Annotated in this window: 28 protein-coding genes; 1 reads left to right on the top strand and 27 read right to left on the bottom strand. The window is 40.3% G+C overall.

Annotation, left to right across the window (positions count from 1 at the left end; all coding sequences use genetic code 11):
* Positions 1–14: 14 nt before the first annotated feature.
* Genes panC through MUO15_RS02880 form a run of 8 tightly spaced genes read right to left on the bottom strand, consistent with a single transcriptional unit; the run spans position 15 to position 6,573 of the window.
* Positions 15–881 (bottom strand): pantoate--beta-alanine ligase, encoded by an 867-nt coding sequence (gene panC / locus MUO15_RS02915; protein WP_245033285.1) that lies wholly within the window; start codon positions 879–881, stop codon positions 15–17.
* A gap of 10 nt (positions 882–891) precedes the next feature.
* Positions 892–1,713: a 3-methyl-2-oxobutanoate hydroxymethyltransferase gene (gene panB / locus MUO15_RS02910; protein ID WP_245033284.1), complete on the bottom strand. Its 822-nt coding sequence runs from the start codon at positions 1,711–1,713 to the stop codon at positions 892–894.
* Positions 1,703–2,698, bottom strand: a complete 996-nt coding sequence (locus tag MUO15_RS02905; protein WP_245033283.1) for a biotin--[acetyl-CoA-carboxylase] ligase — start codon at positions 2,696–2,698, stop codon at positions 1,703–1,705. The genes panB and MUO15_RS02905 overlap by 11 nt, the downstream gene beginning before the upstream one ends.
* Positions 2,674–3,876: a CCA tRNA nucleotidyltransferase gene (locus MUO15_RS02900; protein WP_245033282.1), complete on the bottom strand. Its 1,203-nt coding sequence runs from the start codon at positions 3,874–3,876 to the stop codon at positions 2,674–2,676. Before MUO15_RS02900 ends, MUO15_RS02905 begins: the two co-directional genes overlap by 25 nt.
* Positions 3,869–4,996, bottom strand: coding sequence for an N-acetyl-alpha-D-glucosaminyl L-malate synthase BshA (bshA, locus tag MUO15_RS02895; protein ID WP_245033281.1), 1,128 nt, complete (start codon positions 4,994–4,996; stop codon positions 3,869–3,871). The genes MUO15_RS02900 and bshA overlap by 8 nt, the downstream gene beginning before the upstream one ends.
* A 10-nt stretch (positions 4,997–5,006) precedes the next feature.
* Complete coding sequence (gene mgsA / locus MUO15_RS02890) at positions 5,007–5,423, bottom strand: methylglyoxal synthase (RefSeq protein ID WP_245033280.1); 417 nt, start codon at positions 5,421–5,423, stop codon at positions 5,007–5,009.
* 15 nt (positions 5,424–5,438) lie between these two features.
* Positions 5,439–6,239: a 4-hydroxy-tetrahydrodipicolinate reductase gene (gene dapB, locus MUO15_RS02885; RefSeq protein WP_245033279.1), complete on the bottom strand. Its 801-nt coding sequence runs from the start codon at positions 6,237–6,239 to the stop codon at positions 5,439–5,441.
* Positions 6,226–6,573 carry a nucleotide pyrophosphohydrolase gene (locus MUO15_RS02880; protein ID WP_245033278.1) on the bottom strand — a complete coding sequence of 116 codons (348 nt, stop codon included), beginning with the start codon at positions 6,571–6,573 and terminating at the stop codon, positions 6,226–6,228. Before MUO15_RS02880 ends, dapB begins: the two co-directional genes overlap by 14 nt.
* Positions 6,574–6,726: 153 nt before the next feature.
* On the opposite strand from MUO15_RS02880, the gene MUO15_RS02875 reads away from it, so the two are divergent.
* Positions 6,727–7,602 carry a YitT family protein gene (locus MUO15_RS02875; RefSeq protein ID WP_245033277.1) on the top strand — a complete coding sequence of 292 codons (876 nt, stop codon included), beginning with the start codon at positions 6,727–6,729 and terminating at the stop codon, positions 7,600–7,602.
* 93 nt (positions 7,603–7,695) lie between these two features.
* Here MUO15_RS02875 and MUO15_RS02870 read toward each other — a convergent pair whose 3' ends face one another.
* From MUO15_RS02870 to MUO15_RS02775, 19 genes are all read right to left on the bottom strand, one after another.
* A complete protein-coding gene (locus tag MUO15_RS02870) occupies positions 7,696–8,370 on the bottom strand; it encodes a zinc metallopeptidase (protein ID WP_245035827.1) in 675 nt (224 codons plus the stop codon).
* Positions 8,371–8,440: 70 nt separating this feature from the next.
* A complete protein-coding gene (locus MUO15_RS02865; protein ID WP_245033276.1) occupies positions 8,441–9,154 on the bottom strand; it encodes a sporulation protein YpjB in 714 nt (237 codons plus the stop codon).
* A gap of 57 nt (positions 9,155–9,211) precedes the next feature.
* The gene (locus MUO15_RS02860; RefSeq protein ID WP_245033275.1) at positions 9,212–9,802 is read right to left on the bottom strand and encodes a lipoprotein heptaprenylglyceryl N-acetyltransferase LhaT; all 591 of its coding nucleotides are present in this window, start codon (positions 9,800–9,802) and stop codon (positions 9,212–9,214) included.
* A 75-nt stretch (positions 9,803–9,877) separates the two neighbouring features.
* Entirely contained in the window at positions 9,878–10,690 is an 813-nt protein-coding gene (locus MUO15_RS02855) for a menaquinol-cytochrome c reductase cytochrome b/c subunit (protein ID WP_245033274.1), read from the bottom strand.
* A gap of 29 nt (positions 10,691–10,719) precedes the next feature.
* Positions 10,720–11,394, bottom strand: a complete 675-nt coding sequence (gene qcrB, locus MUO15_RS02850) for a menaquinol-cytochrome c reductase cytochrome b subunit (protein WP_245033273.1) — start codon at positions 11,392–11,394, stop codon at positions 10,720–10,722.
* Positions 11,395–11,397: 3 nt separating this feature from the next.
* Positions 11,398–11,904 (bottom strand): QcrA and Rieske domain-containing protein, encoded by a 507-nt coding sequence (locus tag MUO15_RS02845; RefSeq protein WP_245033272.1) that lies wholly within the window; start codon positions 11,902–11,904, stop codon positions 11,398–11,400.
* Between the two features lie 132 nt (positions 11,905–12,036).
* Positions 12,037–12,492 (bottom strand): YpiF family protein, encoded by a 456-nt coding sequence (locus MUO15_RS02840; protein ID WP_245033271.1) that lies wholly within the window; start codon positions 12,490–12,492, stop codon positions 12,037–12,039.
* A gap of 82 nt (positions 12,493–12,574) precedes the next feature.
* On the bottom strand, positions 12,575–13,135 hold the full coding sequence (locus MUO15_RS02835) for a ReoY family proteolytic degradation factor (protein ID WP_245033270.1): 561 nt from the start codon (positions 13,133–13,135) through the stop codon (positions 12,575–12,577).
* 30 nt (positions 13,136–13,165) lie between these two features.
* Complete coding sequence (locus MUO15_RS02830) at positions 13,166–14,419, bottom strand: tetratricopeptide repeat protein (protein ID WP_245033269.1); 1,254 nt, start codon at positions 14,417–14,419, stop codon at positions 13,166–13,168.
* Positions 14,420–14,455: 36 nt separating this feature from the next.
* Positions 14,456–15,328: a hypothetical protein gene (locus tag MUO15_RS02825; protein ID WP_245033268.1), complete on the bottom strand. Its 873-nt coding sequence runs from the start codon at positions 15,326–15,328 to the stop codon at positions 14,456–14,458.
* 59 nt (positions 15,329–15,387) lie between these two features.
* Complete coding sequence (gene aroA / locus MUO15_RS02820; protein ID WP_245033267.1) at positions 15,388–16,677, bottom strand: 3-phosphoshikimate 1-carboxyvinyltransferase; 1,290 nt, start codon at positions 16,675–16,677, stop codon at positions 15,388–15,390.
* A 13-nt stretch (positions 16,678–16,690) separates the two neighbouring features.
* Entirely contained in the window at positions 16,691–17,791 is a 1,101-nt protein-coding gene (locus MUO15_RS02815) for a prephenate dehydrogenase (RefSeq protein ID WP_245033266.1), read from the bottom strand.
* On the bottom strand, positions 17,788–18,882 hold the full coding sequence (hisC, locus tag MUO15_RS02810) for a histidinol-phosphate transaminase (protein WP_245033265.1): 1,095 nt from the start codon (positions 18,880–18,882) through the stop codon (positions 17,788–17,790). Before hisC ends, MUO15_RS02815 begins: the two co-directional genes overlap by 4 nt.
* A gap of 13 nt (positions 18,883–18,895) precedes the next feature.
* Complete coding sequence (aroB, locus tag MUO15_RS02800) at positions 18,896–20,338, bottom strand: 3-dehydroquinate synthase (protein ID WP_318036187.1); 1,443 nt, start codon at positions 20,336–20,338, stop codon at positions 18,896–18,898.
* On the bottom strand, positions 20,339–21,505 hold the full coding sequence (gene aroC, locus MUO15_RS02795) for a chorismate synthase (RefSeq protein WP_245033264.1): 1,167 nt from the start codon (positions 21,503–21,505) through the stop codon (positions 20,339–20,341).
* Between the two features lie 165 nt (positions 21,506–21,670).
* Positions 21,671–22,444, bottom strand: a complete 774-nt coding sequence (locus tag MUO15_RS02790; RefSeq protein ID WP_245033263.1) for a CheR family methyltransferase — start codon at positions 22,442–22,444, stop codon at positions 21,671–21,673.
* 114 nt (positions 22,445–22,558) lie between these two features.
* Positions 22,559–23,005, bottom strand: coding sequence for a nucleoside-diphosphate kinase (gene ndk / locus MUO15_RS02785; protein ID WP_245033262.1), 447 nt, complete (start codon positions 23,003–23,005; stop codon positions 22,559–22,561).
* Between the two features lie 93 nt (positions 23,006–23,098).
* Positions 23,099–24,070 (bottom strand): heptaprenyl diphosphate synthase component II, encoded by a 972-nt coding sequence (gene hepT, locus MUO15_RS02780; protein WP_245033261.1) that lies wholly within the window; start codon positions 24,068–24,070, stop codon positions 23,099–23,101.
* Positions 24,071–24,089: 19 nt separating this feature from the next.
* Positions 24,090–24,800 carry a demethylmenaquinone methyltransferase gene (locus MUO15_RS02775; RefSeq protein WP_245033260.1) on the bottom strand — a complete coding sequence of 237 codons (711 nt, stop codon included), beginning with the start codon at positions 24,798–24,800 and terminating at the stop codon, positions 24,090–24,092.

Here is a 24,800-nt window from a genome sequence, read left to right as displayed (position 1 = left end):
CGCCCCCTTACTCCTTATCCTAACGTCTTTTCCCCTTTTTCATTAAAGACAACATTGTCGATTAATCTTGCTTTTTGATAAAAGACCGCTGCCGCAAGAATAACTTGTTGGTCTATAAGCTCAATGGGCTCTAATTCAGGATAAGATAATAACTCAATATAATCTATATTACCATGAGATTTATTTTCAAGAAACTGTCGAATTTTTTTGACCAATTCGGCTTGGTTCTTCTCACCGTTTTCTACAAGCTGCCTGCCATATTGCAATGCCTGTTGAATAAAAGGTGCACCGATCCGCTCCTGATCAAATAAGTTCACGTTTCGGCTGCTTTTTGCCAATCCGTCCTTCTCACGCACCGTAGGTACCGTGGTCAGATTAATAGGATAGTTAAAATCCTTTATCAAAGCATCTACCACAGCAATTTGCTGGGCATCTTTCATACCAAAATAAACGCTTGTTGGATGGATCATATTAAATAACTTTGCAAGAACGGTTACGACTCCATCAAAATGGCCTGGCCTGCTCTTCCCACATAACACATCAGCTCTTCTAACAACAGATAATTCCAAAGAAAGCGGCTTTGGATACATCGAATCCACTGAAGGAAAGAAAATGACATCAATCTCATTTTCTTCAGCTACTTTTCGATCGTGTTCTTCATCACGAGGGTAAGAGTTCAAATCCTCACTTTCGCCAAATTGCAACGGATTCACAAAAATGCTTAAAATTACTATATCGTTTTCTTGACGGGCAGCTTTCATTAGGGCTTCATGCCCTTCATGTAAGTAACCCATGGTAGGCACAAAACCAATGCTTTTCCCTTGACGAATCCAGCTTATTGATTTTTGTTGCAATTGTTTTATATTAGTGATGATTTCCATAACAATCTCCTTATTCTTTTGGAAGCAACTCCGTATCCATTGTGAATGTGTGTTGTTCTTGTGGAAACAGGCCATCCTTTACTTCTGACACGTATTGACGAACTGCTCCCGCCATTTGTTCGCTGCTATTTAAATAGGGTTTAACAAACTTCGGCAAGCGTTCAACACCATATTTTAAGAGATCATGATAGACGAGGACCTGACCATCACAGTCGGCGCCCGCTCCGATCCCGATCGTAGGAATCGTCAGCTGTTCTGAAATTAATTTAGCCAGCTGTCTCGGAACGCATTCTAAAACTAAAGCCATTGCACCTGCCCGCTCTACTTCTTTTGCTTCTTCTAACAACTTTTTAGCCGCCTTCTCATCTTTACCCTGGACTTTATAGCCCCCTAGGACATGAACTGACTGAGGGGTTAACCCTAAGTGTCCAACAACAGGGATCCCACCTCCTGTTAAACGTCGGATAGCCTCGAGCACTTCTCCCGCTCCCTCAAGCTTCAATGCTTGAGCATTCGTTTCCTGAAACAGCTGTGTGGCATTTTTCAGAGTGCCTTCTAAGGAGATATGATAAGACATAAACGGCATATCAACAACTACAAATGTACTTCCTGCTCCTCGTCTTACTGCTTTGCCATGATGAATCATATCCTCTAACGTTACAGGAATGGTTGAATCATAACCTAACACAACCATACCAAGGCTGTCCCCCACCAAAATCATATCTGTTTCTGCTTGTTCAGCAATTTTAGCAGAAGGGTAATCATATGCAGTAATCATCGTCATTTTATCGTTCGTTTGCTTCATCTTGATCATACTATTTTTATTTAGCATGATAACCACCCTCTCCCCAATGGATTTCAGCTGAATATAACTTTTCTTCTTTACCCTTTTCATCACGAGCTAAAAGGGCTCCATCTGGCTCAATGCCCACTAACCTTGCCTGCCACGACTTTTTCATCGTAGAAATCGTTACTTCCTCGCCAATCCTATAGCCGAATTGTTCCCATTTTAACTTTACATCTTTAAAGCCGTTAGTCATGAATTGATCATATGTACGTTCAAATTGTTGCAGTATCCGTTGAATGGTACCCTGAATCGACCATTGTTGCTGTGATTCAATCTGGAGGGAAGAAGCTTTATGCTGCAACTCTTCGGGAATGTCTGATTCAGTTTGATTCACATTAATACCGATACCGAGAACAACATATTGAATTTGATCTTGTTCGGCCTGCATTTCAGTTAAAATACCTGACACCTTTTTGTGGTTCACTAACAAATCGTTTGGCCACTTAATTTGCGGCAGGATCGATGACTGTTCAGCAATGACTTCTGCTAAAACAGTAGCTGCTAGTAAGGTAAGTTGTGGGGCCTGATAAGGCAATAGTTCAGGACGTAATAAAATACTCATCCAAATGCCCTTTCCTTTAGGAGAATCCCAATTTCGGGACATCCGGCCTTTCCCTTGTACCTGCTTGTCAGCAATCACAACCGTACCATGAGGCTTACCTTGTTTAGCTAACTGATGAACGACTTCCTGTGTAGATGTTACTTCCTCAAAATGCTGAAGATTATGCCCTAGCCAATCGGTATTCAATCCCCACTGGAGTGTGTTTTCACTCACTTTATTTGGTGAAGAAATGATCTTGTACCCTTTCCGTTGAACAGCTTCAATTTCATATCCATCTTTCTCAAGTTCCTTCATATGCTTCCACACGGCAGTTCTTGAAATATTTAAACGTTTAGACAAATCTTGCCCAGAAATATGACCTTGTTGACTATCTAATAGTTCAATTAATTGCTTGCGGGTGGATTCCATTTGTCGACCCACTCCTTTATATGCTCATATTTATTACTCAGTTGTTTAGTTACAACTGCGTATTCAATTTTTTTCATCCCTTCACTAATCCAAGAACCTTTCGCCACGTTGGGAAAAGATTGAATTAGGTCTTTCGCTTGAAAAGATAGTTCGTCTCTTGAATGTATAGGCAGCATAGCTGATACCTCAGTAAACCCTTCCTTCTTAACAGGATACCCTAACGCTTTTAATACTTGGATGAAAGCGCCGCTAAGCTGCTCTGGAAGCTGATAGGCAAGCCATAGGGTCACTTGACCATGCTGTTTATATTCTGTAAGAGCATAATGGAGAGAAAACGCTTCCCTTTTCACTCGATTCGACAGCTTCCAGTCTTTTACCCATTTTATAAGGCTAACGGCAGGAGTTTGCTCGTGATAATAAGTGATCAATTGGGCAAAACCAAATAAATTATGTTTAGGCACCGTCATCTGCAAGGACTTATTCTCTGAAAAAATCGGAAGGTATGAAAATACACCTAGTGTATAACAGAGATGTATTCCGTTTTGATAACCTTCTCCCGCCATCAACTTTTCAAATTCAACGGTAATACGTTCAACAGCAATATGAGTGAGCAGACTTGCTTGATTATAGATAGCTTGTCTCACTTCATCCGTAACTTCAAATTGAAGCTGACTAGCAAATCGTATCGCACGCATCATTCGTAATGGATCCTCATTAAACCGCGTATGGGCATCACCCACCGCCCGAATGATCTGCCTTGAAAGATCCTTTTTTCCTTGGAAAGGGTCGATGATGTCGCCACTTTGCTTCATAGCCATCGCATTAATCGTAAAGTCACGCCGCGATAGGTCTTCTTGTATAGAGTTAACAAATGCCACCTCATCAGGATGTCGAAAATCGGTATAACCATCCTCTGTTCGATATGTAGTCACCTCAAAGGAATGCGATTGATAACGGACCATCACAGTGCCGTGGTCTATACCAATTGGAATGACGTGGTTAAAAATACTCATGACCTGTTGAGGAGTTGCCGAAGTGGCAATGTCTATATCTCCCATTGGACGGCCTAAAACAATATCACGGACAGCACCGCCTACAATATGAGATTCATAACCGGCATCTTCAAGATCTGACAAGAGGTGAAATGCAGATTTAAGTGATGGTTTATGTTTATTCATCATCCAACACCTGACAATAAAGTTCCTCATATTGCTTGACGATCTCAGAAGAAGAGAATTTTTGATTGACAAATTCTTGTGCCCGTTCTGAAAAACTTTCATGCATCATGGAATCTGTCAACAGCTGTTTTGCAAAATAAACCACTTGATTTATATTGCCGAGTTCCGTAATAAACCCTGTTTCCCCATGCTCGATCACTTCTGGGATACCGCCTATATTTGTGCCAATACAAGGCACACCGCATGCCATTGCCTCAAGTAACACGAGTCCAAAGCTTTCCTTTTCAGAAAGCAAAAGCTTCAAATCGGAAATGGAAAACAATTCGCTTACATTTTCTTGCTTCCCAAGAAAACGCACGTGATCGCCGAGCCCTAAATCCTCTACAAGCTGATAGCAAGCCGAATATTCAGGTCCGTCTCCAACAAGGAGTAGTTTTGAAGGTACACTCCTATGAATCTCTGCAAAGGCCCGAATGATATCTGGAACGCGCTTAACTTGCCTGAAATTCGAAATGTGAATTAATACTTTTTCAGTATCCTGGATATTGTACTGGTGTTTTAACTCGTTATTGGGTTTGCGAAAATATTCCCGCTCATCAACAAAATTGTAAATGACATCCATGTCCTTTTCCGTTTCCAGCATATATTGTGTTTGTTTGACTAAACTGTGGGAAACAGCAGTAACTCGATCGGATTTCTCAATACCAAATTTAATCATTTGCTTTAAACTTGAGTCAATGCCAAGCACGGTTATGTCTGTACCATGAAGTGTAGTGACGATTTTCACATCCCGCTCGGACATTTGCTTTGCTAAGATTGCTAAGACAGCATGAGGCATAGCATAATGGACATGCAGGATGTCGAGCTCTTCCCGATTAATCACTTCTGCCATCTTATTGGCAAGAGCTAGGTCATAAGGAGGGTGTTGAAATACCGGATAATTGCTTACCTCTACTTCATGATAGTAAATATTTGGATAAATACGATTTAATCGAAAAGGGACCTGTGATGTAATAAAATGAATCTCATGTCCCTTTTCAGCTAAAATCTTCCCGAGTTCAGTCGCTATAACACCTGATCCTCCCACTGTGGGATAGCAGGTTATTCCGATTTTTGACATTTCACCACACCTAATCTTTCTTCGCTAACTTTTCCTTGATAATCTCACGCCATTCGAAATCGCCTCGCTCTAAACCGCGAATGAATATTTCTGCACTAGCCAAATTTGTAGCAAGAGGAATCCGATGGACGTCACATATACGGAGCAACGCACTTACATCTGGTTCATGTGGCTGTGCTGTTAAGGGGTCGCGAAAGAAGATGACCATATCCATTTCATCCTGGGCAATTTTTGCACCTATTTGCTGATCACCGCCAACGGGTCCAGACTGAAATCTAAAAACATCTAAACCAGAAGCTTCAGAAATCTTTTTGCCAGTTGTTCCTGTAGCAAATAATTCGTGTTTTTCTAAGATATGTTTGTACGCTGTCGCAAAATGGATAATCTCTTGTTTCTTCTCATCATGTGCAATTAAAGCAATATTCATTCGAGTCCCCTCCTCTTAGTCGAGCAAATGTTCAAGCCCGTAAACAAGCACATCTATCTCCATAACTTCTGTAGCAGCAAGGTTGACTCCAGACATAAACGATTCACGATGATGGGAATCATGTTTGATCGTAAGCGTTTGACCAAGGCCGCCGAAAACTACTTCCTGATGAGCGACAAGACCTGGGAGTCTTACACTATGAATTTTCATTCCGTCAACGTCCGCACCTCTCGCACCTTCTAAAGTCTCTTTTTCATCTGTGTGACCTTGAGGGTGTGACTCGCGTTCTTCTTTTATTAACTCAGCTGTTTTAACAGCTGTACCTGAAGGAGCATCAAGCTTTTGATCATGATGCTTCTCAATAATTTCTACATCTTGAAAGTGCTTGGCAGCCCATTTAGAAAATTGCATCATTAAGACGGCACCTACTGCAAAGTTCGGAGCAATGACAGCACCAAGCTTTTTGGTTTCGGCCAGATTTGTGAGTTCCACCATTTGTTCTTCAGTAAAACCTGTGGTTCCAACAACGGGGCGCACCCCATTTTCGAGTGCAAGCTTCGTATGTTTGTAACCAAATTCAGGTGTCGTTAAATCGACGAGTACGTCAGCCTCTACTTCACTGAGACATTGCTCAGCATCTGTATAAATCACGGCATCTGAGGCGGGCAACCCTGAAACATCTTTAACCTTGCTGCCACCATGTTTCCGATCAATGCAAGCCACAAGCTTAAACTTATCTTCCTTTTCAATCATTCTAAGGGCTTCCTGTCCCATTTTCCCTCTTGGTCCAGCAACAATCATTTTAATTTGAGTCATGGTTTGTCTCTCCTTCTTTACGTGTCCAACGGTCTTTATCACGTGTTTCGATTTTACTCATAGACCTTTCAAATGCTTTGGATAAATCCATATTTAAAGAATTAGCAAAACAAGTAAGCACAAATATTACATCACCAAGTTCTTCTTCTAAAGCCTTGTCCTGCTCTGACGATTTCTTTTTCTTCTCACCATATCGATGATTAATTTCCCTAGCCATCTCGCCGACTTCCTCTGTCAACCGAGCTTGCAAAGCGAGTGGGGAAAAATAACCTTCTTTAAATTGTGATATGTAATTATCTACACGCTTTTGAATCTCTTCTGTCGTATAGGTCATAGTAAAACGCTCCTTTACTTGATCTGGCACTCCTTACTAAATGGTAGCCAAAAGGGCGGCATTTGACAAATTATTAAACTTTAATCCATTGTAGCATGGAAATCATTTCTTTATAATATAAGTCGTGTGTAACTTATTTTGGAGGTCAAGCATATGAATCTTTTCGGTTTAAAAGTAAAAAATATTTTGTTCATATTAGTAGGTTCAGCCATCTTTTCATTTGGACTTGTCCACTTTAACATTCAAAATGGATTAGGTGAAGGTGGATTTACAGGGATCACCTTATTGTTTCTCTATTTATTTAATTGGGATCCAGCACTGATGAATATCATTCTTAACATCCCTGTTCTTATTATCGGATGGAGGGTACTTGGACGCAATACTTTTTTCTATTCTTTAATAGGGATTGTCGCTGTATCTATATTCATTTATTTATCACAACTATTTCTCATTGAGATTGATTTGGCCTCAGACTTAACATTAGCTTCCTTATTTGCCGGCGTATTCGCCGGTGTGGGCTTAGGGATTATTTTTCGATATGGAGGGACAACAGGCGGGGTTGATATTATTGCAAGACTCATCCATAAATATTTGGGTTGGAGTATGGGCCGTGCTATGTTTGTGTTTGATGCGATCGTTATTTTCACCTCAATTGTTACTTATTTAAATCCTATAAAAGGGATGTACACCTTAGTCGCAGTATTCATTGGAGCAAAAGTAATCGACTTTATTCAAGAGGGTGCTTATGCTGCAAGGGGGGCAACGATCATTTCTGAACAAAGTGATCAGATTTCTATAGTAATCAACCAGGAAATGGATCGAGGAGTCACAGTATTAGAAGGGAAGGGTTCGTTTACCGGCTCGAAAAGAGATGTCCTTTATTGCGTAATCGGGAAAAATGAAATTGTCCGATTGAAAGCGATTATTAACAAAATTGACCCACATGCCTTTGTTGCTGTTAGTCACGTTTATGATGTAATAGGCGAAGGGTTCACATTAGATGAAAACAAAAATCCACTACAAGACTAAGACAGGTGTGTCGAATTAGCCACACCTCATGCAGAAAACCCCATTGTCCTTTTTCAAGAACAATGGGGTTTGTATTATTTCGTATAGTTCAAATTACTCTTCATTCATCCCTACAAACATAAACACAAATCTTAGTAATTCAGCCAAGGCTACGAGAGCACCTGCTACATACGTCATAGCGGCTGCATTAAGAACTTTTTTCGTTTTGCGTTCTTCATCATTCCTTATGATTCCAGTGGATACAAGCTGTCCCATGGCTCTATTTGAAGCATCAAATTCAACTGGTAAAGTAATGAACTGGAACAACACGGCTGCAGCGAAGAAGATTATCCCAGCTAACGCTAAACCTGTGAAGCCAAGTAGGAATCCACCAATAATTAAGAAAATGGAAATATTTGAACCAAAGCTTGCAACAGGAACTAATGCACTGCGGAATTTAAGAAAAGCATATTCCTCCGCATCCTGAATCGCATGCCCTACCTCATGAGCAGAAACGGCAGATGCGGCCATGGAACGACCGTGATAATTGTCTGATGAGAGGCGGATTACTTTAGAGCGCGGATCATAGTGATCGGATAACATTCCTCTTACTTCTTCAATACGAACATTAAACAATCCGTTATCATCAAGGATTTTACGTGCAACTTCTGCCCCCGTCATTGATGAGGATGTTGGGACTTTTGAATATTTCTTGTATGTCTTTTTAACACGTGATGAAGCCCAGATAGGCACGATTAGTAATATCGCAAAATATATTAGAAAACTCATCATGTTTCGCTCCTCCATCTTAGATGTATCCTATACTATAGGTCAATTTTAGTCAAATTTCAATAAAAAATCAACTATTAAGTTTGTCGCCTGCCTTTTTTTCTTTTTTCTCTGCAACATATTTCCTTGCAGCCACATATACGAGTGTAATAAGTATAGTACATCCTATAATAGCAGCAGTCCAAATAAACGCATCATAGCTTATTACAGAGGGTTTATCTTCAAGGAGCTTGTCTAACCGTCTAACTACTTCTTGTTTTGCAGCTAACGTTTCACTATTCCCAAATACAATCATAGAATTGGTGACGACTGATAATTCTCCTTGATCGAAATATAACTGTAAAGTTGGGACTAAAGCATTCCAATTACTAACAATGGATGATCTGTCTTGATCTGTTTGATTTAATTGATTACGTAAGGACTTAAGTTCTTGACGAGCATATTTTTGAGGGTGGTCACTACCCATAGCATTCATAAAGGATAAAAACTTCTCTACTTCCATTTTTTGCTTGTCCGACTGAATGGTGATGATTGGATATAGAAGCTTGTTAAACGTTTCTTGGTGCTGATAAGATAAAGTACTAATATATTGTTCCATTTCCTTTTGCCGATTATTCAACATCCTATTCGCCAGTTCGTATTTTTCGTCATGGAATAAGTGACGGTATTGTTCAGTGAATGAACTCCATGTATTTTGTTCAGCATGAATGAACTTATGATGATCATTGCTTGGAATCCACAGGCTCAAACTGACAACGAAACAAATGAGAATAGCCCGTCCCATCACACTCGTCCCCCTCAAATTCTATCTTATCAAATGTATATGAGAGACATTCAGTATTTAGACCGATTTGATCTGTCGATTTCTCTGGGTGAGAGCGTAACAAACAGCTATGGAGAAAATACTTAACCAAAATGTAAAATAACCAACCGTATTGATATGTTCCATTATTGCTGGATAAACTGGCATTTGTCCAAATACATAGTCAATCACATCGTTATGGAGCGTCCAAATGGCAGCCACCACAATATGACGCATACGAATCTTATAATATGGGCCGTAAAGGATCCCTTGGATAGCCATAGCCCCGTGGGAAATGATGAGCATATAACTTGTCCATGGAAGCGCTCCATATTCTAAGAAAGTAAGCCCATTCATCACAACAGCCCATACACCATATTTCAGTAGAGTAATGACAGCTAGAGCTTCAATATAGGGCACATTTTTATTTAATAGGAAAAAGCCTAAAAAGATGGTGAAAAACAAACTTGCCGTCGGACTGTCTGGAACAAAAATAAGAAAGATCGGTTTGGTGACAGCCAACTGACTCTCATACCAAATATATCCATAAACTGTGCCAAACAAGTTAACAAGAAATAATAGCATAAGAAAAATTCGATTCGTTAATATGTATGAAATGATCGCTTTCATGTATCTACGCACTCCTATAATAAATGAACCGCGCTCTTTCGTATGAGCACGGTTCATTTTACCTTCATTAATTTATTATTCGCCAGCCCCAGATGCTTCTCCACCGGAACCTTCTCCGCCGGCACCTTGAGCTTTAATAAATTCGGCTAATTGTTGAAGTTCCTCATCAGTTCCATTGAAAACTCCTGCAGGCATTTCTCCAATACCATTTCGAGCTATGTCTTTTATTTGTTCAACTGACATAGGCGTATCAAGTAATGATGGATAGTTACCCTGTCCTTGTAACTGATCTCCGTGACAGCTCATACAGCTTTGTTCATATATGGCATATCCCGGAGCTTCTGTATTTACTTCTGCTTCAACCGCTTCCACGTTTACCGCATATTTTTCTGAACGTGAAGCGTAGTCGGCATGTTCAACAGCCTCATAGGTTAACCAGAACGTAGCAATGAAACCAAGCATCATAAGACTAACAGCAATTGGACGCTTCGATGGACGTCTTCCTGGCCCGCGATCAAGAAATGGTGCTAACAGAAGTGCACCAAAAGCGAGTGAAGGTATAACAATCGCACCGATGACAATAAATTCTCCGCCTGCGTATTGATACTTTAAGAATTCATATAAAAATAAGAAATACCAGTCAGGCAACGGAATGTAACCAGCGTTGGTTGGATCTGCTTGTTGCTCAAGCGGTGAAGGATGAGCGGCAGTCAAAATTAGAAATCCAATTAAGAAGACTGCTCCAACCAGCCATTCTTTAAGAAGAAAGTTAGGCCAAAACGCTTCCGTACGTCCAGGGTATTCTGAGTAATCTTTTGGTAAATTGGCTTTTTGTTCAGCAGGAATTCGTGAATCTCCGACGAACTTCATCCCTTTTCCCCTATGCACAGCGTTCCCTCCTTTATGTCACTTACATTTTATAGTGGACCGGAAATACCTTGCTTACGGATTAAAATAAAGTGAACAGCCATTAATCCAAATAATGCAGCAGGCAGGAAAAACACGTGAATTGCAAAGAAACGTGTTAACGTTTGTGCACCTACAATGGTTGGATCTCCGGCAAGTAATGTTCTAATTTGATCTCCGATAAACGGTGTAGCTGCGGCAATTTCTAGACCTACCTGTGTTGCAAAATAGGCTTTGTTATCCCATGGAAGCAAGTAACCAGTAAACCCTAGTCCAAGCATAACGAAGAATAATAGCACACCAACAATCCAGTTAAGTTCACGCGGCTTCTTATAAGCCCCTTGGAAGAATACCCGTAATGTATGTAGAAATAACATTACAATAACAAGACTCGCACCCCAGTGGTGCATTCCACGTACGATTTGTCCGTAAGCTACTTCTTTTTGTAAATAATAAACGGACTTCCAGGCATTTTCGATATCAGGCACGTAATACATCGTTAAAAACATACCCGACAAAATTTGAATAACCGTGATAAAGAATGTCAAACCGCCAAAACAATAAACAAATGCTGAAAAATGATGGGCTGGATTAACATGCTCAGGCACTTCGTGGTCGGCGATATCGCGCCAAAGCGGAGTGACGTCTACACGCTCATCGACCCAGTCATAAATCTTTTGTAGCATGAATTACGCCCCCTGTCTTGATTGTGTTTCTCCGAGATAAAGCATGTTTTCCTGGACTTTGGTCTTGTACACCGGTAAAGGTGCTGTTGGTGGTGTTCCCGGAACATTGACACCATCCTTTGTATACCGACCGCCGTGACATGGGCAGTAGAATTGGTTCGGGTATTCCTGATTCGAGGCCCATCCTACTGTACATCCTAAGTGTGTACAAATTGGTGAGAGTGCTACAATCTCATCATCTTTATTTCTGTACACCCATGCAGTTTTTTGTACTTTTGATTCATACCATGCATCCACTTGTTCAACTTGCCACTCAAATCGCTGTGGTTCATTTGTAATTTCCTCAACTGGTGCCACGGAATGAAATTCACCAGCAGCTTGCGGCGTTAATACCGGATCAATGGCAAAACGAACCATTGGCGCAAGCATTCCAGCAGCCATAAAGCCACCTACACCAGTCAGTGTGTAGTTTAGAAATTGACGACGGGATACTCGTTGTTTATCGCTCATTCTTTTCCCCCCTCTATGCTGTAATCCATGCGACATGGATCGTTTACATACAGTTTACTAGGACATTACTATGATAGCGTAATCTTAAAGCGGGGTCAATAAAATCTCTAGTGTTATCTCAACTTTTACTAGTTACCAATAAGCTTGAATTAATTCATTGACTTGCTTGACTTGCTCTTTAACAAAGGATTGCGTTTCAGTAGATTGCAGGTCACCATCAGCTATGCCCGGTATCCATAGTAAATGCCCATTTAAATCTGATTCATACTTCTTCCATTTTGCATCAAAGGTAAATAGAAAAACATGTTCAAAAGGCTGCTTCTGAAAATGCTCCACCCATTGGTTCACACGGGGGATTTCACTTTCATGCTGATTCGTTAAGTAATAGTATTCAGGAGATAAGAATATACGACCCTTGAATTCCTTCTCAATTAAAGTCGCAAAAACCTGATTGAGCTCCCTTTGAAACGCCTCTTTTGTCATCTTGTTATCCGATGCTGGATCAAAGGAAATAATCGGTATCAACACTGTATCTACATACTCTTTTTCCGGGAGGTATTGCTTTGTATCCCGCTTTGTCCATTGCACGTTATATCACTATCCTTTCTTACTTGTCCCTATTTTACTAAAAAAAATGCAAAAAAGAAAAGCTAAGAGAAAATTCTTCCTCTTAGCTTTTCTTTTGAAGTTGTTTCTTCACTTCGATTAATTCGTCACTCAAGGTAATGAATTCTGATTGATCTCCGTTCATCAGTGCGAGATCGATTTGCTTTTCAAGTTCTTTCTTTCTAAAAGTCAGAATGCTTGAAGTAAGCAATTCATCCGCTTCAACTTTATCACGATCGTTTACATAATAATCTTTTGGTAAATAAGGGTTATCTTCTAACACGAGGGCATACATTGAGCTTTTATGTGCGTCTTCAAAGTTCATTTGGATATAAACAGGCTCATCTTGATTCATTCTTAGGTCATGAAAGGATTTCTCCGCATCATTTGTCATCACTTGGCCTTTGTAAAAGCGAAAAGGCGGATCCTGTACTCCCTGAGCACTAATCTCCATTCCCCGTGGGCACAGCTTAACCTCTTGAACAAAATGGACGTAGGAAAGCAATGATTCATGATTGATCAAGTAATTCAGAATCCAAACACTCTCTCTTTTTTTCAATTGGTAATTATTTAGAAACCAACGAACAAAGTCCTTTTTTTCATTAACGGAAATAGGTGTTTGCATCGGCGCCCCTCCTGCGCTTAATTGATCACATTATTCTTCTTTCAATCGGCTGACAAAATCTTCTATTTCAGTATCAGTAGGATCGACGGCTAAATATTCTTCTAATACTTTCCGTCCTTCAATCATTTTCCCTTCTTCTACTAGGAAATATCCATAAGCCTTAAGAAATACATCGTCTTCTTTAAGGGAAGGATAAGCATTCTCATAATGAACGAGCGCTTGCTTATAATCCTCTACTTCTTCATAAGCTTTGGCCAATTCAAACAGGTAATAAGGATCTTCTTCACCAAGGGTTATTAATTGATTAATTAAGTCTATGACTGCATCGTAATCCTCATCACTTTTATAATTTTCAATTAAGAAAAGCACGGCTTCTTTATAGCCTGGGTCTAGGGCTACCGCTTCTCTCATTAGGCGATAGCCTTCCTCTTTTTGTCCAGTCTTGTGATACAGCGTGCCTGCCAAGTGATAAAGCTCTTTGTTGAACTCATCCTTCGCTAGTCCTTTATTGACCATTTCAAGTGCTTCTTTTGCCATTCCTTCTGTATCATAGGCTCGGGCTAATAAAGGATAGACAGATTGAAAGTATGGATCTTCCTCAATTAGACGCTCCCATATATTGATAGCAATATCATTTCTCAGAGCTTGGAAGGCAACAAATCCATAACGGAACATCACATCAGGATTATCTTCTTCTACCTTTTGGAAGTAATCAAGGGATTGCTCAAATTCACCTGTTGCTGCATAGGCCTCAGCCAATCTGGTGGCTACCTCGATATCACCGATTACCGGCTGATGATGAATGGCATTTTCATAGAAAGGGATACTCTTGTTATATTCCCCATTTGAAAAAGAAAGTTCACCTAACGCGAAATCAATAACCGCTTCGTTTGGTTCTGCTTGTTTGGCAATGAGAAGTTTTTGTTCAGCTACTTCAAACAGCCCTTGCGATTGATAGAGATCGGCAAGCTGGATAAGGGATTGCAGATAGTCCTCATCTTCTGGACCAAATTGGTTGAGAATCTCAATTGCTTCATCGTCTTCTTCTAAATCAATATGAATTTCAGCCATCATTACTTTAAGTTCTTGTTCTTTAGGGTATCGCTGCATAAGTTCCTGCAAAATTGATTTCGCTTCTCCAAGCATCCCCCATTGAATATAAAGTTCGGCAATTGTAAAGCGCTCTTCTTCATCAGCCTCTGATAAGTAAGATTGTAGTGTATTTATTGCTTCTTCCGTTTGCTTAGCTTCCATTTGATGGATGGCTTTGTGAATCTCTTCCATAATGACTCCCTCTCTAGCATTTATAGCAGACATATTTTATACAAAATGTTGATAGATTGAACCTTTATAGTGGATTCCCGGTTCAAGGTACTGTATTTCCTGGTTTACTTGTACAACCCTACCACGCATAACTGTTATATTCGGAACAGCATCATGATATCTGAATTCAGCATGATCATCAACCATCAAGCCTTCTTCATCATAGTAAAGGTTATAATCCGCATAACTATGATTCATAAATCCACCTTTGTATGGGAAGATTCCACTATCCTTTAAGTTCGACTTTGATAATGGGGCTTCTGTAAGAGGGTCAGTTACCCTTATGATACCATATCGATCACTGATGTTTACCCATAACTTATCGTGAATCCTCTCTCTAATTCTACGATTTTTGACAAGGAGTGCAAGCGGGATTCTTTTAAGGGCTTGGGCTTGTACGAGCCAATCCCATGCTGCATCATCTAATTCCCGCTCATCCTCCACATCAATGAGAATAAACGGACAAGATTGACGGGAAAAGTAGCGAATCATCTCTTGTGTTATTACCAGAGGGGAAATGGTAGGAACAATCATATAATCAATAGGAAGATGCTTGAACTGTTCTACAAATTGTTGGTACATCGATTTAAAGTGAAAACTCGTTTTAATGGGAAATTGAATAAGGAGAAGGGTACATCCCTTTTGAATATACTGGTGACAGTCTAGGATGGGTGAAGGCGAGCAGTTTAACGGCTTGTCTAAATCAAGCATAACATGTCCAGGGGTGGCGACGAAGCCTGTAGCATCCATTTGCTTAAAATCGTTAATCCATAAGGTTCGTTTCGAAAAGTATTGCTTGTCAACAGAGAGTTGCCGAGTAAAAGCTTGATTACCTTTGAGCGTATGAACATTAAACCAATAGGCTCCCATACGATAACCTCCAAAAAGGGTTTTTATATCGTATGAGAGCGATTGATGTTCTATGAAATTTATTTCATAATGTGAGTTAAATGTTCAAAAAAGTTGGGATAAGAGATATTAATGCAATTCTTATCTTTAATAGTTACATCGGAATCTGTTATTAATGAGGCAACAGCACTCATCATTCCAATACGATGATCACCGTAAGAATGAACGACAGCCCCAGTTAAACGTGTAGGCCCGTGAATGACTAAACCATCTTCTGTCGGTTCAATGTTAGCACCCATTGCTGTTAAGTTATTTGCAACAGCAGCAATTCGATCTGTCTCTTTCACACGTAGTTCCTTAGCATCTTTAATGACTGTTGTACCTTCTGCTTGTGTCGCTGCTAACGCAAGGATAGGAATTTCATCGATTAAATTAGCAATGATATCCCCTTCAATCGTCATCGCTTTAAGCGGTCCTGATTCCACTGTAACGTCACCGACAGGTTCATGGCCGACATAGGTTCGATTAGTAACGGCAAGCTTGGCACCCATCTTTTGTAAAACAGTAATAATCCCATCTCTTGTGGGATTTAAACCTACGTTCTTTATGGTCAATTCGCTGTTCTCAGTCAATAGTCCAGCAACCAAAAAAAAGGCTGCTGAAGATATGTCTCCAGGTATATGTAAATTGGACGCCACCGGCTGTTGATTCCCGGGAATAGTAATCACATTTCTATTTTTGTGTATTGTAATTCCATACTGCGGCATAAGCATTTCTGTATGGTTTCGAGTGACTCCTTTTTCATAAACCTTTGTTTCTCCTTCTGCCAGCATCCCAGCTAATAACAAAGCTGATTTAACTTGGGCGCTCTTCACGTTCATCTCTATGGTTACACCTGTTAACTTGTTACCTTTAAAGGCAAGCGGTAACCGTGCAGCTTCCTCTCGCCCATATATATGAGCACCCATTTTCTCAAGTGGAACAACAACACGGTCCATCGGTCGCTTAGCTAGCGATTCATCACCATAGGCAACGGTGAACAATGGTAAAGCTGCTAGTATACCACTCATTAAGCGAGCCGTCGTCCCTGAATTACCAAAATATATAGGTGCAGCGGGTTCTACTAAATGTTTAATCCCCTGACCATAGATCGTTAACTTATCCGCCTCTTGATCAATTCGGACTCCTAGTTTTCTAAAAGCTTCTACAGTGCGTAGACAGTCTTCTCCTGTTAGGAAGTTATACACATGAGAGGTTCCTTCTGCCAAAGCAGAAAAAATAACAGCACGGTGTGAGATGGATTTATCGCCTGGTACTTGCAATGTGCCATGTAAACCCTTGGTAGCTGGTTGTAATTCAATTGTGGTCATAACAGCGGCCTCCTTAATCCTGAATCATCACTTCATAGCCTTTATTAAGCAGTGATTGATAGCTGGCTTGTTGTTCCTTCCCCGTCTGAAAACTAATTCTAAGCACACCTGTTATTCCCTCTCTTATTTCAAGTATACGTATATTTTTAATACTAATCTCTTTTTCAGCTAGTAATTGAATAACCTTATGAATCGCGCCTGGTTGGTCATGAATATCTACATAGACATCATAAAAGGCGGGAATAGCCCCCTTTTCACGGATAGGTAAGCCGTCACGATAACTTTTTGCTTCAACTAAATACTGATAGGTTGACTGTGCTTCACCATCATCAAGCAGCCGCTTCATATGTTTCATTTCTTCGATCCAATCGTCAAGCATATGGCTTAACAGCTTTTTATTTTGAAAAAATATGTCCTGCCATAATTTAGGGTTGCTTGAGGCGATTCTAGTAATATCACGAAATCCTCCTGCGGCCAGGTGCTCAAGAGTTGGATGCGTTTTCTGCCACTCCTTCGCCTGGTGTACGAGTGATGATGCAATAAGGTGCGGGAAGTGAGAAATCACTGCCGTCATTTCATCATGCTCTTTTGTCGAAAGCGTTAAGAATCTGGCTCCTGTTTTTGAGAAAAGTTCTTGAAGTACAGAAGCGTCGGAAGAATTCGCACCTTTAGCAGGTGTCAACACAAAGATAGCATTTTCAAATAAATGTGGTTTTGCAGCAGTATATCCTTGTTTATGAGAACCAGCCATGGGATGGCCGCCCACGAATGAAACCAATGGATTTGTAAGCTCTTGTGCAGCCTGCAGAACCTGGTTCTTTACTGATGATACATCTGTTACGAGTAAAGGTTTATTTAATCCTAAATCATTCAACTGTTTTATATATTCGATCGTCGTTGATATTGGTGTAGCGAGAATTAACACATCGGCTTCTTGAACACCTTTTGAAAACTCTTCGACGTGTTCATGAATGACACCTTGTTTCTTTGCGATCGCAAGTGTTTGAGGGTTAGGGTCCATTCCCGTGATCTTTACATTTTCCTGTTTGGCTACATTCATCGCAAGCGACCCACCAATCAACCCTAACCCGACAAAAAATATCGTTTGGCTCATTTAGCAGTGCCTGCAAGCTTTTGTTGTATTTCTTGTTGAACGATCGCCATATCTTCTTTATCGCCGATCGTCAACCTGATGGACTGAGGGATGCCAAGTGCTTCTCCAGAACGAACAATAAACCCTTTACTTAACAAGTGCTCAAACATTTCATCACCGCTAATCGGTAAATGAATCAGGACAAAATTGGCTTCTGATTCGAAATAACTGATCTGGTTTTCATCTAAGAATGACATGAGTGACTGTTTGTTCTTTGCATTTTCATTTGTCGTTTCTTCTATAAACGACTGATCATCGAGGGCAATGATCGCTGCTGCTTGTGCGATCGTCGATGTGTTAAAGGGTTCCCTTGAAGGTTCAAGTGTGTGAATTAATGGTTTTGCTGCAACGCCATACCCCACTCTAAGACCTGCTAACCCATATGCTTTAGAAAATGTACGGAGCACAATTAAATTCTCATAATTCTGTAACGCTTGGATGGAATCATAATGATCTTCCGTTTTCATGTATTCATAATACGCTTCATCAATAACGACCAATACATGAGAAGGACAGTTCTCCATAAAATCACGAAGAACATTTTCCTTAATATGTACGCCTGTAGGATTATTCGGTGTACATAGCCAAAGAACACGCGTCTGTTCATCCACTTGCTGAAGCATTTTGTCAAGGTCATGATGGCCATTGTTCAATGGAACCTCTCTCACTTCAGCCCCCTCAATTAAAGCATTATGCCGATACTGAGGAAAGGTAGGTGCTGCCATAACTGTATTTGCTCCAGGTTCTAGGAATGTACGACAAATGATTTGCACGATTTCGTCAGATCCATTCCCAAAGATAAGTTGTTCTTCGTCGACATTTAAAAAGCCAGTCACTTTTTTGCGTAATGTTGCTGCATACCCGTCAGGATATTTTTCAAGCTGGGTAATTAATTCTGGCAGCTGCTCTTTTACTTGTGGAGAAAAGCCAAAAGGATTTTCATTGGAAGCTAGCTTAACGATCCGGTCAAGATTATACTCACGCTTAACTTCTTCAATTTGTTTACCTGGTTTATATGGTGTCATTTGCTTTAGAATTTCTTTTGACTTCATGAAACAATCCTCCTTAGCTTTTTAAGTCAGGTCTCAACTGTGTGGCATTGTAGTGATAAACATGTTGAATTTGTGTTTGATTTCGAGAGGTTTCAGTTGTCACCATCACACGTACACAACGGGCTAGACTATTGGGAACTGGGATTTCTCGCATACACATAACTGGTACATGTGTCCATCCTTCAAGCCTTCGTAACGATTTTGCTGGGAACGCTGCATCTATATCCTCTGTAACAGTAAAAAATACCGATGTCACATTTTCTGGTTTTATATCATTTTGCTTTATAACAGCCTGCATGAGCTCTTGCGCTTTTCCAACAATCTCTTCCCCATCATTTTTATCTACTGTTGTAGCTCCTCTAACACCTCTGATCAACGGTACGTCCCCTTCTTTTTGAACAAAATCATTAAGTGACTGCATTAATTCTTGATCAGTCAGTTTGATGACAGTTGGTGATCCTATTTCGTTTAGTAAGACGTAGTGGATTGAATTTTCAAGCGTCTTTTTATCCAATTTCATTCTCTTTAAGGTGGCTTCTACATCAATACGGGCAAGCAAGTGTAGTGGATAATTGTTATCGGCAAGCCATTTCTCATATTGGGAGTATGGTAATTTGGCAGCTAATTTCACCTGACTTATCTTCATTGCAAATAACATTCCGATGGCCACCGCTTCTCCATGTGTTACTTCACCATAACCAAACTCCGCCTCAAGGGCGTGGGCTAAAGTATGTCCTAGATTTAAATGTTTTCGCTCACCTGTTTCTCGTTCGTCGGATTCAACAATTTGAGCTTTTACGCGGATGCCTGATGTGAGGTGATCAATTAAATCATCCTCTTCTATCGATTCAAGAGAGGTATCCATTAATTGTCGAAACCATTTCGGATCACTTAGTAATGCATGTTTAACAACCTCGCCATACCCGGATCTTACTTCCTGTTTTGATAAAGTAATGATTGTTTCTGTATCGTAGATGACTTGCACGGGACTATAAAAGCTTCCGATCAAATTCTTCCCTTTGTCATGATTGATTGCCACTTTACCGCCTACACTGCTGTCATGGGCTAAGATCGTTGTTGGCATTTGTAAAAAGTCGATACCTCTTAGATAGGTGGCAGCTACAAATCCTGCTAAATCACCGATGACCCCTCCACCAAGAGCTATAATCAGTGAGCTGCGGTCGAGCTGCTCTTCGAGACAACGATTGAGTAATCCACTGTAGCAAGTCATACTTTTTGACTGTTCACCCGCTGGAATAATTTCCGAAGAAACCACTGTATCACTTCCAAATGCCGCAACAACATCTTTCAAATATAATGGAGCCACAGTAGAATCTGTAATAACCAACACTTTGGAGTAGTTATTTTTTAATAAATCAGATAGTTGATGCCGTAACCCATTCCCTATATTAACCTGATAGTCGTTTGAGAAGGATCGAATCGTTAATGTAGTCATTTAAAAGCTGTGAACCTCCTTGCGATAGTCATCTACTGCACGCTTCAGACGCGGGAAATAGTCAGAAGGAAATTCTTCAGTAATCGCTTTAGCCAGCTCGAATGCTACGATATGTTCCATAACAACAGAGGCTGCCGGAACCGCACAAGAGTCAGAGCGTTCTATACTTGCTTGAAAAGGTTCTTTTGTTTCAATATCGACACTTTGTAATGGTTTATACAACGTAGGAATCGGCTTCATAACACCTTTTACAACAATAGGCATCCCCGTAGTCATTCCACCTTCAAAACCGCCTAGACGGTTTGTTCCGCGGTAATAGCCACGTTCCTCACTCCATAAGATTTCATCATGGACTTCGCTGCCATTCTTTCTAGCCGCTTCAAAGCCAATGCCGAACTCTACCCCTTTAAAAGCATTGATGCTCATCACACTTCCAGCAATTCTGCCATCTAATTTGCGATCATAATGGACATATGATCCTAATCCCGGCGGCATTCCTTCAACATATACTTCAGCAACCCCACCAATTGAATCTCCTTCTTTTTTAGCTTGGTCGATCGCTTCCATCATTTTATTGGCGGCTTCTTCGTCAAACGTACGCACTGGAGAGGCTTCTGATATAGCGGCGCGCTCTTTAAGTGATAAACTTTCATCAACATCACTGACAATACCAGCGATCTCACGAACATAGCCCGCAACCTCTATTCCAAGTTCGCGTAGCAAAATTTTTGCAACAGCACCTGCCCCTACTCTAGCTGCTGTTTCACGGGCCGACGAACGTTCTAACACATTTCGCATATCCCTGTGTCCATATTTTAAACCACCATTCAGATCAGCATGACCAGGTCTCGGTCTGGAAATTGTCCGTCTCACCTCGGCATCATCAGCTAGTGGCTCATCGCCCATTATATTGCGCCAATGTTTAAAGTCATCATTATGTACAACAAGCGAGATTGGTGAACCAAGTGTATAACCATGTCGGACCCCGCTCGTGATCTCGACTAAATCTTTTTCAATTTGCATTCTCCGGCCACGTCCATGTCCACCTTGCCGGCGGATCAATGATTCATTAATTTGATCTGCAACAAGAGGAAGATGTGATGGTACCCCTTCGATAATTGTTGTCAACTGCTTCCCATGTGATTCTCCAGCTGTTAAATAACGCATAGATGACGACCCCCTGTAGTAAATTTTAAATATTACTATATCATACACATCGATATTTGTGTGCTTTAACGTTGCAAAGTTTTAAAAAATCAATGAATTTGTGATTTAATAGAGTTTAAGCACCCTTGCCATTTATTTGATAACCCCATGTCCTCGCAATGATTCTCACTCTTTTTTATAAAAGAATGTATCAAATGAACGGAAGCCGTACTGGCTGGGTGTGAAAATTTGTTCCGTACTCCCTACAAAAAAGATCCCATCTTTGTTTAGTGCTTCACTAAATTTGGTATAGATTCCTGATTTGGCTTCTTCTGTAAAATAGATAAGTACATTTCTGCATACGATTAAGTCACAATAGCTTTCATAGCGATCAGCTAGTAAATTATGCTTTTTGAATGTGACACATTGTTTTATATTGTTGCTTATTTTATACAATTTTTTTTGCTGTGTAAAATACTGATTCTTCAAATCATTAGGCATTTCTCTTAATGAACGTTCAGGATAAATTCCAAGCTTTGCCCGTTGTAATGCTTTTTCGTCAATATCTGTCGCAATTACCTTTATTTGTTCCAGTGGGAGATATTGACTAAGAATGATTGCTAGCGTATAGGGTTCTTCCCCTGTAGAACAAGCTGCACTCCACACTTTAATTTTTCTTCTTTCTTTCAATAAATGAGGGAGAACTTTCTTTTCGAGCACGTCCCACCTTTGCCGGTTGCGATAAAATTCAGACACGTTGATCGTCATCCTATCTAGCAGTTCACTAAATAATTCCCCATTACTATGTAGTGACTGGTAATAATCGCGGAAATTACCGAATCCTCTTCGATCACGGAGGGATGTCAATCTGCGTTTCATCTGCGCTTCTTTATAAAGATATAAATCAATACCAGATTTCTGTTTTACATTTGCGACAAACTCTTCATAATCATGGCTCATAACAACACCCCTGACGTTCCATTATCTTTTAAGATTACTTCAAGGAGCAGGATGTGTAAATATTTCTAGCCAATAAAAAAACCGCCTTTATATAAAGGCGGTTTTCACATTCGTTTAATAGACCCATGCTAGGTTATCTTTTTCGTATGTGATTAGTTCTGCTTTATCAAAAAATAGTTTGATTTCTCGATCAGCACTTTCGCTGGAGTCAGATCCGTGAATAACATTCTTGCCAACTGTAACACCATAATCACCACGAATTGTACCAGCTGCAGCATCTTTCGGGTTCGTTGCGCCCATCATTTGACGTGCCGTAGCAATGACATTTTCACCTTCCCACACCATTGCAAACACGGGGCCGGAAGTAATGAATCCTACTAGCTCTCCGAAGAAAGGTTTATCACTATGCTCTCCGTAATGTTCTTCAGCAAGCGCCTCTTTAATCGTCATTAATTTTGCGCCTGCTAGCTTATAACCTTTCTTTTCGAACCTCGAAGTAATATCTCCAATAAGATTTCTTTGAACACCATCAGGCTTAACCATTAAAAATGTTTTTTCCATGAATATCCACCCCAAGCTTTATGTATAGTCTGAAAGCGCTTTTAACAAGTGCCATTAAAGATTCTACCAAAGAATACGGATTGTGGCAAACTCTTACGCCCTTCTTTTTCCGATATATTTAGCAATCCCTTTTAGTGTTTGCTTTGCCCGTAAGTTAGGCAGCTCGCTTAATGATTGATAGGCTTTGCTTAAATATTGATCGCTCACCTCTAAGGAGCGTTCAATCGAACCATTGGACTGGATCTTTTCAAGTAATGGTTCTATGTCAGCGGATGTAAGCTCCTCCTCACTCTTAAACATATCTACCAGTTGTTGTTTGAATTCCTTATCCTCCATAGAAAACAGAACAGGTAAGGTAATATTTCCATGAAGTAAGTCACTTCCTGCCGGTTTGCCTAAATCTTTCTCAGATGCCGTGAAATCTAACACGTCATCGATGATTTGATAGGACATTCCTACAAAGTAACCATAGCGATATAAAGCAAGCTCTGTTTCTTTAGTAGCATTTGCAGCGATGGCACCTAAGCGACAGCTTGCAGCAATAAGAATAGCCGTCTTTCTTTTGATTCGGCGCAGATAATTCCGGAAGTTCTGCTCAACAGTATATTTGTCTTGTATTTGGTCAATTTCACCTAAACAGAGCTCAACCATTGTCTTTGCCAAAATTTGATGTGCTCTTGGGTTATCGAGTGTTGATAAATTTTCTAATGAGCGGGCAAAAATGTAATCGCCTGTGTACATGGCAATTCGGTTGTCCCATTTTGACTTAATCGTGGGCTGGCCCCTTCGAAGTTCTGCTTCATCAATCACATCATCATGAACAAGTGAGGCAGTATGTATTAGTTCAAGGGACACAGCGACAGCTTTCATTCGCTCCAAGTTATAGTCGCCGAATTTTCCCGCCAGCAAAACAAAAACAGGACGGATCCGTTTTCCGCCCGCATGCAGCAGTTGACCTGAAGCTTCACGAAGGACAGGGTTTTCTGACTGTATCGTTTCGTTTACTGCGTCTTCAATTTTAGCTAAATCCTGTTTTAAAAATGAATAAATCATTGCTAATTTCATTAATCCTCATCCCCGGTCATTACAATTGCTTCTTCCCGATATGCATGGCTGCCACTCCACCGGTATAGGGTTTTACTTCAACATTTTTTAGTCCTACTCGATAAAACATTGCTGCTAATTCATTTTTACCAGGGAAATCCTTTGCCGATTCATGAAGCCAGCTATACTCCTGATAACTTTTAGCAAACAGTTTTCCAAACAATGGCATAATGTTTCTGAAATAAAAATAGTAAAGACGTTTAAAAATGGGGTTTGTAGGCTGAGAAGTTTCTAAGCAAACAACCTTTCCTCCCGGTTTAACTACCCGATGCATTTCTTTAAGAACCTGTAGGTAATCTGGAACATTTCTTAAACCGAATCCAATCGTTACATGATCGAACTGATTATCTTCAAATGGAAGTTCCATCGCGTTGCCGTGCTCAAATTCCACTTGCTTTTTTCGTGAGGCGATTTTCTTTTTAATTCCGACTGAAAGCATATTGACACTAAAATCAAGCCCTACAACCTTGCCAGTAGGTCCGACTTCTTCTGCCAAAGCCATCGTCCAATCTCCCGTACCGCAACACACATCGAGAGTATGATCACCTTTTGAAACATTCATGCGCCTCATAACATCTTTCCGCCACAACCTATGCTGTTGAAATGAAATAATAGAATTCATCCGGTCATAGCGGCTATATATTTTCTCAAATACGTGATGAACACGTTCTTCTTTCGATTGTTGCTGCAT

It is taken from the genome of Halobacillus amylolyticus (assembly GCF_022921115.1).
Taxonomy (GTDB): domain Bacteria; phylum Bacillota; class Bacilli; order Bacillales; family Halobacillaceae; genus Halobacillus_A; species Halobacillus_A amylolyticus.
This window is presented reverse-complemented; position numbering and strand designations above follow the sequence as displayed.